This is a genomic window from Chitinophaga arvensicola (assembly GCF_900110835.1).
Classification (GTDB): Bacteria; Bacteroidota; Bacteroidia; order Chitinophagales; family Chitinophagaceae; genus Chitinophaga; species Chitinophaga arvensicola.
In genome coordinates, this window is the sequence record NZ_FOJG01000002.1 from 3,606,634 (window position 1) to 3,617,464 (window position 10,831).

Sequence of the window (10,831 nt, forward strand, 5' to 3'; positions counted from 1 at the left end):
TGATGGCAAAATATATTCTTTCGCTGGACCAGGGCACTACCAGCTCCCGCGCTATTATCTTTGATCACGACGGCAGCATCAAAGCAGTTGCCCAGAAAGAATTTAAACAGATTTTCCCCCAACCGGGATGGGTGGAACATGATGCTATGGAAATCTGGACCTCACAGGCCAGCGTAGCCGCAGAAGCCATCCTCAAACTAAGGGTTTCCGGCGAAAGCATCGCCGCCATCGGTATCACCAACCAACGCGAAACCACCATCGTTTGGGACAGAAGAACCGGCAAACCTATTCACAATGCCATCGTATGGCAGGACAGACGAACCGCCGACTACTGCGATACCCTCATCAAAGCAGGCAAAGAACAACTCATCAAAGATAAAACAGGCCTTCGCCTCGATGCTTACTTCTCCGGCACCAAAATAAAATGGATCCTCGATAACGTACCCGACGCGCGCCGAAAAGCAGAAAACGGCGAACTCGCCTTCGGTACGGTCGACAGCTGGCTGGTATGGAATTTCTCCAACGGCAAACTTCATATCACAGATGTGAGCAATGCCTCCCGCACATTGTTGTTTAATATCCACGATATGCATTGGGATAAAGAACTGCTCGCCCTCTTCGATATTCCCGCTTCCATGTTACCGGAAGTAAAACAATCCAGTGAAGTATACGGCTACTCGGAAGCCAACCTTACACCTTACCGCATTCCCATTGCCGGTATTGCCGGCGATCAGCAGGCCGCTCTCTTCGGACAACTCTGTACACAACCAGGGATGCTTAAAAATACCTATGGTACCGGCTGTTTCATGGTACTCAACACCGGCGATAAACCGATTCCTTCCAAAAATAACCTGCTCACAACGGTTGCCTGGAAGATCAACGGCAAAACCACTTACGCGCTCGAAGGCAGCATCTTCATTGGTGGTGCCGTAGTGCAGTGGCTGCGCGACGGTCTGGGTATCATCCGCCATTCGGCCGATGTGGAAAAACTCGCCGCCACCGTGCCCCACAGCGATGGCGTATACCTCGTTCCCGCCTTTGCAGGACTGGGCGCTCCCTACTGGAACCAGCACGCAAGAGGCACCATGGTTGGGCTCACCCGGGGTTCCACCGCTGCGCATATTGCCCGCGCCGCACTCGATAGCATCGCCTTCCAGACCATGGATGTACTCAAAGCTATGGAAGCAGACGCCGGTATGCCCATCACCGAATTAAGGGTGGATGGAGGCGCTACCAAAAACAACCTGCTCATGCAATTCCAGGCGGATCTGCTGAATGTAAGAGTGGTTCGCCCTACCATCACTGAAACAACGGCTTTAGGCGCCGCCTATCTCGCCGGACTCGCCATCGGTTTCTGGGACAGCATCGAAACCATTGCGCAGCAATGGAAAATAGACGCTTCCTTCGACGCCTCTATGGAAGCAGCCGAAAGCAAACGGCTGTGCGGTGAATGGAAACGCGCCATCAAAGCAGCCCAGGCATGGACAGAAGAATAAATTTATCCACGTTCATTTATATTCCTTACAACTTATGTCTCCTTATTTAGCCGAAATCATTGGAACCGCGTTCCTTATTGTATTGGGTGATGGTGTGGTAGCCAGCGTTATCCTCGCCAAATCCAAAGGCAACCAGGGCGGATGGATCGTGATCACCCTTGGATGGGGCATGGCCGTATTTATCGGTGTGTATGCCACCGCGAAATACAGCGGCGCCCATCTCAATCCTGCCGTTACCTTTGCCCAGGCCCTGCAAGGCAAATTTCCCTGGGAACAGGTGCCCGCCTATATGGCGGCACAGGTAGGCGGCGCTATGCTCGGCGCACTGCTGGTATGGCTTTGCTATAAAAAACATTTCGATGCAACTACCGATGCAGACACCAAACTAGGCGTATTCTGTACTATTCCGGCTATCCGGGATCTCAAATACAACTTCCTCACGGAATTCATCGCCACCATGGTATTCATCCTGGCCATCTCCTATATCACCGGCCCCACCGCCGGCATAGGCTCGCTGGATGCCCTGCCTGTAGCATTCGTGGTATTGGCCATTGGCCTCTCCCTCGGCGGCCCCACCGGTTACGCGATCAACCCTGCCAGGGATCTGGGACCGCGACTCATGCACTTCCTGCTCCCCATTTCCGGTAAAAGAGACAGCGACTGGGCTTATGCCTGGGTACCTGTTTTCGGACCACTCGCCGGAGCTGCAGCAGGGGCATTTCTCTATCAGTATTTCCTGAGTTAACAACATAAACTGATACGGAGCTGATCACCTCCTCCGTATCAGCTTTTACTTATTTTACGGAAAATACGAACAATTCGGGCGTCCTCCTTTATACCGTTCCCATACCTGGCTGTCGTCTTTGTATCGTACTTTCCTCCCTACATATACGGTTACCTCTCCCATGCACAGTGCCTGCACTTCCTCCAACACCAACTGGGTAAAAAGTGCAAATCTTCCAAAAAACACCCAAAATTGAACATCATCGTCGATGCTTGCCCCTACTCTCCGGAAAATCTAAAATCAATTCTCCCACTTCTTCTTCATTACTTTCATTTTTTTCTGAAAGTTTTGTAACTTTGAGAATCATTAACGATGGTATACCGTTTGCCAACAATTTAGCAGGGTAGTAGTTAACTGATAGAGGTACCATATCACAATTTCTAAAATGACGAATTATGATTCAGCCCAACATTCCGGAAACAAAACAACCACGCGTAGTAATAGTAGGTGGTGGATTCGGCGGCGTAAATCTGGCCAAACAACTTAAGCATGCACCCGTTCAGGTAGTGTTACTGGACAGGAACAACTATCACCTGTTCCAGCCGCTGCTTTACCAGGTATCAACTGCCGGACTGGAACCAGACAGCATTGCCTTCCCGTTACGCGGCATCTTCAGAAAACAACATAACCTCGTATTCCGTATGGCGGAAGTAACCGGCATAAGGAATGCAGATAATATACTGGAAACAGGTATCGGCGAAATACGCTACGATTACCTCATTTTCGCCACCGGCAGTAATACCAACTTCTTCGGCAATAAGAATATCGAAGAAAATGCCATTGGAATGAAATCCCTCATAGAAGCCGTACAGATCAGGAACTATGTGGTAAAACAGTTTGAAGAAAGCCTGCTGCTGCAGGACCAGGAAGAAATAAAATCCAAACTCAACTTCGTTATGGTAGGCGGTGGACCTACCGGCGTAGAACTTGCCGGCGCCTTCGCAGAACTGCGCAAATACATCATGCCGAAAGATTATCCCACCCTGCCACAATCATTGATGAATGTATACCTTATTGAAGCAGGCCCCAAACTACTGGCCTCCTTCAGTGAAGAAACCTCCCGGAAAACATTACAGGCCCTCCAGGATATAGGCGTTCGCGTACTCACCAGCACCGGCGTAAAAGAATACGATGGCAAAACCGTTACACTCAGCACCGGCGAACTGATTCAAACCCAGTCACTACTCTGGTCTGCCGGTGTAAAAGGTATCCCCGTAAAAGGTATTCCTGCCGACATTATCCTGCCCAATGGCCGCATCATCGTTAATGAACTGAACCAGATACAGGGATTCACGAACGTATACGCCATCGGCGACATCGCACAGATGACCAACGATCCACGCTTCCCTAAAGGCTACCCCATGGTGGCACAGGTAGCGATTCAGCAGGGGAAAAATGTAGCACATAACCTGAAACTTTCTATGGAGAATAAACCCATGAAAGGTTTTAATTACAAAGACCTCGGCAGCATGGCCACCATTGGTCGCAACAGGGCAGTAGCAGAATTTGCCGGTATACGCATGAGCGGTTACCTCGCCTGGGTAGCCTGGATGGTGGTACACCTTATGAGCCTGCTGGGATTCAGGAACAAACTGGTGGTATTTATCAATTGGTTTTACCGGTACTTTACGTACGAAAGAGGTACCCGGATTATTATAAAAAGAGGTGCCGCAAATATTGTAAAATTAAGACAAAGTATAGGGGCATAAAAAAAGGAGGTGTCTTTATAAGACACCTCCTTTTTTTTATCATTTAACAAAGTTACTTCCTATTCAAAATCGAATTCAATGTAATCGAAGATACCAGTTCATCCGATCTTCCCCCTAATGCCCGGTAATACAACAGGATCGTATAATTATTTTCCGTTTCCCAGTAATCCCCTTCCGTCATATCTGTACTGAACTTTGCACTAGGCGTGGTTTTATCCACCAATCCGTAGATATAATTGTAGTATCCCTGCTTCAGGAACAAGGTGCCTTCATAAGCACGGCTGGCGCCATTATAAGATAACTTGTTCATGTTGTTGCACTCATAATTGGTAAACTCCCCAAAGATATACATATCATATCCCGCATAAGGCTCCGGCGCTACAAAAGAAAAATGTACGGAAGCATAATCACCTTCGAAATTAGGATCATAATCATCGAGGGTAGCCAGGTAATATTTCCCGTTAATATCTTTAATAAACTGGTATAGCTTATCTGCCCTTTCCAGGTCCGGAACGGCAAATACATCGGTACTTTTACTGTGATATTCCGAACGCTGCACCCGCTCCGTTTGCAACCGGAAGCTTCGCAGATCAATCCAGCGGTATTCCTTACCCGCAGGCATAATACAGTCCTGTTCGGCATTGTATTTTAAGATATTGCCATTGATAAATTGTGGTTTCAAACCTGTTAAGGCATTATCCCAGCGATAATTCTGTAATACCACTACCTTGATCTGATCAAACGGATTCTGGATATTCAGGGAACCGGTATTTATCTCAAAATTGATCTTCTGATGCGTTTTAAACAACTTCGGTGCAATAGGCTGCTGGATAAAGCCGGCTATGCCTGCCTTGTTTTCTACCACAAACATCCTGCGGGTAAAGGCCAGTTGAGATGTATCACTATCCAGGTATACTTTCAGCAGGTAATTCCCGGATTTCACCGGGTAACTGTTAGTGCCCGGCAACTGGATACTGTAATGGGTATAGCGCGCCAGCGATACACTGGATAACTTGTAATTGAGGATCCTTGTTTCAGAGAAACCACGCATATAGTCAAACTGATTCACCTGGGCGGGTGTCCAGTCGGCGTTGCAAAGCACAAAAGAATAGTAGTAGTTCTTTACATCGTTGTCCATGTCATCGAAAGACAATTCCAGCTTCTCAGTAGTACCAATGGTATACATCGGTAAACTCAGGGGATCGCCCGCCTGGTTAAACTTCACCGATTTGATGTTGTTATAATACACATGGTCCGGAGTAATAGCATTCAATTGGGCAGAGATGCTATTGCTGAAAAAACAGGAAACAAGGGCTATTGTAAAAAATAATGCTGCTGTACGCATACGAGGTAATTGAGTGTATTCAAGTTACGATTAAAAGCGGAAAGCCAAATGCCTGGTAGCTCGATTCCGGCGAAGATAGAATATTTATCCGCTCCAATCACCCCTTCCCCCTTTTTGCATTATGCTTTGCACTTTCAGCTTTTCCCTATATTTGTTCCATGCGTTTATCATTTTTTATTGCCAGACGGATTGCTTTCAATAAGGGATCTTCTTTTTCAAAATTCATTATCAATATAGCAATAGCCGCCACTGCGGTGAGCGTAGCGGTAATGATCCTGGCAACAGCACTGGTAAACGGTTTTCAACAGGTCATACAGGAGAAAATCTTCAGTTTCTGGGGACATATCCATATTAATCAGTACCAGCCCAATGCCGGTCCGCTCACCGAAGAAATCCCCTTTTACAGCCGTCAAAGCCTGATAGACAGCATCAAACTGACACCCGGCATCAAAACGATCAGCAACTACGCTACCAAATCAGCCATCATCAAGTCTGAAAAGGAAATAGACGGGATCATCTTCAAAGGCATCGACAAAGGATACGACTGGCCACAGCTAAAGCGCTTCCTGCAATCCGGCCAGCTCCTGCAATACAATGATAGCGCCTACGCGCCGGAAATTATGATTTCCCAGTACATGGCCGGTGAGCTTCAGCTGAAAGTGAACGATAAAGTGATTATCTATTTTATCCAGGGCGGAGGCTTACCGCCCCGGGCGCGCAAGCTAACGGTGACGGGCATATTTAAAACAGGGATTGAGGAATACGATAAAACCTATGTGATCGGTGATCTGAACCTCATCCGCAAACTGAACGACTGGGACCCTACGCAGGTGGGCGGGTATGAAATTTCGCTGTACAACTACCGGAATATGGACTCCACTGCGAGGTATATCGATTACAACCTCCTCCCCGATCAGCTCTTCACCCGTACCATCCGGGATATTTATCCGAATATCTTCGACTGGCTGCAACTGCAGAACCAGAACGAACTGATCATCATCATCATCATGACCATCGTAGCCATTATCAACATGATTACGGCGATCCTCATCCTGATTCTGGAACGTACCAATATGATCGGTATCGCCAAAGCACTTGGTATGCGTAACTGGGATATCCAGAAAATATTCGTTTACCAGGCGGCTTATATTATCATACTGGGCATCCTGATCGGCGACGTATTCGGACTGGGCATTGCTTTCTTCCAGCAAGCCACCGGCATCTTCAAGCTTCCGGAAGAATCCTATTACATGTCAGTGGCTGCCGTATCGCTCCACTGGATGGACATTGTACTGATCAACATAGGCACCTTCCTGATCTGTACCTCCATACTGCTGATCCCTGCCAGGATCATCCGGCGGATCACACCTGTAAAGGCCATCCAGTTTAAATAGTTATTTTTTCCGGGTACTTTTCACATAGTCACGCAGATAACTGCACTGTTCATATGCCTGCGCGTAGAACTTTGTTTGTGCAAAGTTATTGGCCAGCATCGGGAAATAGCGGTTGTGCACCAACGCGGTGATATACTTGTTATCATCGTCAGTATTGGCAGTATGTTTCTGTGAACAACGGGCTGCCATAAAAGCACAGCGGGCCCTGAACTCCTTGTCTGTACTGGCCTGTGCCGCTTTGCCATAATAGCTTTCTGCTGCATAACAACCGAAATACTGCTTTTCAAATGCATCTTTATCGCAGGAAGCGGTGTACCAATCTGTAGACGGCCGGTTGCCCTTTACAAAATACCAGGTACGACCATAGTAAGAGATACTAAATAACGCAGACGCATAATCGTAATACACTTTTGGAGGTACCGGCGCTATCTTCATTTTCTCCTGCAATTGTACCATACGTTCGCAAAACTGTAACTGGTTGATCTCTTTGTTGTAGCCTGCTACCGCAGTATCTTCCCCGAAATCCTGTAACTGATCCCGGAACACCTGGTAAGAAACATCCAGGGCACCAGGCCCCGCTTTTTTAAACCAGGTGCGTGCGCTGTTGAAATCATGCACCCGCATATAGCTCACCCCAATTGTATGGTCCATATTTACACCCTTCGGGAAGAAGCCCGCCAGGTAAGATTCATACGGTGTTTTCACGGGCTGTTGCAGAAACTCTTTTAAACGGATCAGTTCCTGCGATTTCATATCATCTGTTATCTGCTCTACCGCCGAAATACCGGAAATAAAATAGTCATTCATCTGCAGGGAATCGCAGCGGCCCCTGATCAGCGCCTCCTTCCATGCTTCTCCCTGCTGGTGATAACGGGGAGCCAGGATAGCAAATAACAGGTTGCGGTATGTTTTACCAAAGAAATAACTTTTGTTGGATTCATATCCCGGATACCAACTCTTTCCCGCATCTTTGGTTTTCGCATCCAGCCACTTGAAAGAAGCCAGCAGACGGGATTCAAAAGCACTGTCGATTTTCTGTTGCTGGTTAATATTCACCAGGAGGTTCACAATTTCCCACTGGTCTTTTACATCAGGATCTTTTGTTTTCACTTCCGCCAGTCGCTGTGCAGCCTTCGGGTAATCTTTCCGGATATAGGAAAGGTAGGCAGATGACACCCGCCACAGGTCCATATCTTTTAATTTACCCAGTTGAACCAGGCTATCCACCAGGGTTTGCAGTGAATTCAGCCCGGTTACCAACCCCGCCTGATCAGTAGCATTGTAGTCATGAATACCCAAAGAACCGTACGTCATTTCATTCGTAAAGCGGGTATTGAAGTAATTATCCTCCAGCTTATTAATTTCCCTTGCCAGTAATATATTCAGTGCCGGAGAAGCAGGATCAAAAGCATATACCTGCCGCAAAGCAGTAACATCCTGTGTAGAGTTGGTAAATCCGAAGATCGCCGCCACCATTGCTTTTTCATGGTCATTCTTACACAATGGATACACCTGCTTACCGGTGGTGTTGGTCCACAGCAAACTGGTAAAACAGGAAGTACGCAGAGAAGGGGCGTTTTCAAACACCCGCGAAAACAAGTAAGCACTCTGCACAGAATCCTTCAAACGCAGCAAGGCGCCCGCTTTCAACGCCAAAGCCTTGTAGTACACCAAAGAGGAATTTTCCTTTGTACCAAACAGCTGATCAAAAGAGGTGACTGCATCATGGTAATCTTTCTGGTAATGTTCCAGTCGGATCAATTGAAAAGCATAACGGGAACGGATATCTTTATCTGATGTTTTATCATACAGTTCTTTTCCTTCTGTATACAATGCGGATAACAACGCATTGTTCCTTTCAGGCACAGACCATGGATCGGCATTGATTACCGCAGGTTCGCACGACTTTGCAAACAACAGATAACGTGCGGCCTCCCGGTTCTTTTCTTTTCCCATGAACTGGGCAAAAGTATTCTTCTTTACACTGTCCGGTAAAGACGCGCTTCCCGATGCTATAGACGAAAACAGTTCTTTCGGATAGGTGTAAATATATTCACGTATATCCTTTTCCGTTACCTTCTTACCGGTATAGTTTTGCCAGTCGGCCACATTCGCAGTTTCTTCTGAAGGGGTGGGATCTCCGTAAAACTGGCTCAGCGCAGTATAGTAAAACGGCTCATATCCTGCGCCTTTGGTATGCGGGCCAAAAAAGGAAATGTAATAATCGTAGGGGTCTGGTATCGGGCCACAGGACAAAGTATAAATTACATTGCCCAGGAAAACCAGACAAAAGCTAATTGAAAAGACGATAAATTTTCTGTAGTTCATCCAATGGATATTTTTCCAGGGTTGTAGAATCAAGATGATAAAATATAATAACCGGCTCCCGTGTTTGCAATTGTTTTGCCACCATCGCTGCCGATGCCGCTAATGTTTCCAGGTCTGTTGTTTCCCTCCGGATCACACTTCCTTTTGTTAAAGCATATCCCTTTATCAGGGTATCCTTCCGTACGGTATACAAAGAAGCTGCACCCCGCGCAAAGGTAGTGGTATCCTGCAATTCAGCCGATCCTACATTTCTTAAAATACCGGTATATTCCGTGCCATTCCGGAACAAAACACTCCAGCTGAACAAGGGAAATGCCACATCCAAAGGTAAAGGATAATCCTTTACCCGGTTTTCACCAAGGTAGGACTCCATAGTAGATAAATCCAGGATGGAATTATGCGGTCCGGGCTTACGCAGATCGCCCATATTATAGCACATCAGCAAGCCCCTGTCTACCGGCGGTACACCCGTACGAACGGCATACTTTACCTGGTACAGCCGGATGGTAGCAGATACCCGGCGGTGTTGAAAGAAGCTTGTTTTCTTTATCTGTTCTATAAAAGCGAAATAGGCGGCCCGGGAAGTTTGTGTCCAGTCGCAATCCAGTTGAATTTCATGAATGCTGCCTGCGGGGAAAGAGTCGCACAGCTGCTCCATCAGCCTGGCCACATTTTCTGCCAGCTTAGGATCTGGTTTAGCCCATACCTCGTTCATGAGAAATACCACCGGCACTATTTCCACACCAGTGGGTAAAGGCGCCTGTTGTTTGAACATGGCCACCGGCACTGGTGCTTTGGTGACTTCATCCACATCCACATCAAACAGTTTTATGTAAAGTCGCCTTGCCGGCAATTCTTCTACATATTTCCGTTCGGTGGCATTGCCGGTCCAGGTTTGTTTCCAGTAATAAAAGGCGGGCCGCACTACCCTTGGTATCCCGTCGCGACAGGAAAGGAGGGTACAAAACAATATGGCCAGTAATATCCGGGGGATCATAATGTGTGTTAAATTAGCAGGCGGCCGCAGATAATACCTGCTGCTACAGCGGCATTTAAAGATTCGGCACCTCCGATCCGGGGAATGGTGATGCGGTGGGTAGCCAGGGCGGTCACTTCTTCCGTTAATCCCCTTCCTTCATTACCTATCAATATAATTCCTTCTTTAATAGCAGGATATGCTGCAATATTCTTTCCATGCAGCGTGGCGGCATAGGAAGGCAGTGTAGTTTGCTGTAATAACTCCCGGATATCGTACTCGGCTATACGAACCCGTATCATACTGCCCATAGTGGCTTGTATGGTTTTCGGATTATATACGTCCACGCAATCCGGTGAGCAGATGATCTGCGGGATACCAAACCAGTCGGCTATACGAATAAGCGTACCCATATTGCCGGGGTCCTGGATGGCTTCCAGCGCCAGGGTTACGGTACCTGCGGCAGGCAGCGGATCGGCCGAGGCAGGCATATCCAGCAAGGCCATCGCCCTGTTGGGCGTAGTCAGTGAGGAGAGTTGTTTCAGCACAGCAGCATCCACTTCTGTTACAGTACCTGCCGGCATACGGCCCAACAGATGGGTATGTTGTTCCAGCCATTCGGCTGTTGCAAATACTCCTTTCACGGGCATGCCCGCCTGTAGCAGCTCCTGCACTATCTTATCACCCTCGGCCACATACTGGCTGGATTTTTGCCTGTTTTTTTTGTGCTGTAATGATTGAATATATTTAATTTGCGCCTTTGACAACATGGGGCCAAACCTACAAGATTTCTTTTAAT

At 47.5% G+C, this 10,831-nt stretch carries 8 protein-coding genes; 4 read left to right on the plus strand and 4 right to left on the minus strand.

Annotation, left to right across the window (positions count from 1 at the left end; all coding sequences use genetic code 11):
- Window positions 1-2 precede the first annotated feature (2 nt).
- The 3 genes from glpK to BMW79_RS31595 all read left to right on the plus strand — a co-directional run bounded on the left by glpK (window position 3) and on the right by BMW79_RS31595 (window position 3,989).
- Complete coding sequence (glpK, locus tag BMW79_RS31585) at window positions 3-1,496, plus strand: glycerol kinase GlpK (protein WP_218150488.1); 1,494 nt, start codon at window positions 3-5, stop codon at window positions 1,494-1,496.
- A 34-nt stretch (window positions 1,497-1,530) separates the two neighbouring features.
- The gene (locus tag BMW79_RS31590; protein ID WP_089903063.1) at window positions 1,531-2,241 is read left to right on the plus strand and encodes an MIP/aquaporin family protein; all 711 of its coding nucleotides are present in this window, start codon (window positions 1,531-1,533) and stop codon (window positions 2,239-2,241) included.
- A 434-nt stretch (window positions 2,242-2,675) separates the two neighbouring features.
- Window positions 2,676-3,989: an NAD(P)/FAD-dependent oxidoreductase gene (locus BMW79_RS31595; protein ID WP_089903066.1), complete on the plus strand. Its 1,314-nt coding sequence runs from the start codon at window positions 2,676-2,678 to the stop codon at window positions 3,987-3,989.
- 52 nt (window positions 3,990-4,041) lie between these two features.
- On the opposite strand, the gene BMW79_RS31600 is transcribed toward BMW79_RS31595, so the two are convergent.
- Window positions 4,042-5,334, minus strand: a complete 1,293-nt coding sequence (locus BMW79_RS31600) for a type IX secretion system plug protein (RefSeq protein ID WP_089903069.1) — start codon at window positions 5,332-5,334, stop codon at window positions 4,042-4,044.
- 158 nt (window positions 5,335-5,492) lie between these two features.
- Here BMW79_RS31600 and BMW79_RS31605 point away from each other — a divergent pair, with 158 nt between their 5' ends.
- A complete protein-coding gene (locus tag BMW79_RS31605; RefSeq protein ID WP_089903072.1) occupies window positions 5,493-6,728 on the plus strand; it encodes an FtsX-like permease family protein in 1,236 nt (411 codons plus the stop codon).
- On the opposite strand, the gene BMW79_RS31610 is transcribed toward BMW79_RS31605, so the two are convergent.
- Genes BMW79_RS31610 through BMW79_RS31620 form a run of 3 tightly spaced genes read right to left on the minus strand, consistent with a single transcriptional unit; the run spans window position 6,729 to window position 10,802 of the window.
- A complete protein-coding gene (locus tag BMW79_RS31610; RefSeq protein WP_089903075.1) occupies window positions 6,729-9,056 on the minus strand; it encodes a hypothetical protein in 2,328 nt (775 codons plus the stop codon). It lies immediately after the preceding gene.
- Complete coding sequence (locus BMW79_RS31615; protein WP_089903078.1) at window positions 9,022-10,053, minus strand: hypothetical protein; 1,032 nt, start codon at window positions 10,051-10,053, stop codon at window positions 9,022-9,024. The genes BMW79_RS31610 and BMW79_RS31615 overlap by 35 nt, the downstream gene beginning before the upstream one ends.
- A gap of 8 nt (window positions 10,054-10,061) precedes the next feature.
- Complete coding sequence (locus BMW79_RS31620; protein WP_089903081.1) at window positions 10,062-10,802, minus strand: TrmH family RNA methyltransferase; 741 nt, start codon at window positions 10,800-10,802, stop codon at window positions 10,062-10,064.
- Between the last annotated feature and the right edge of the window lie 29 nt (window positions 10,803-10,831).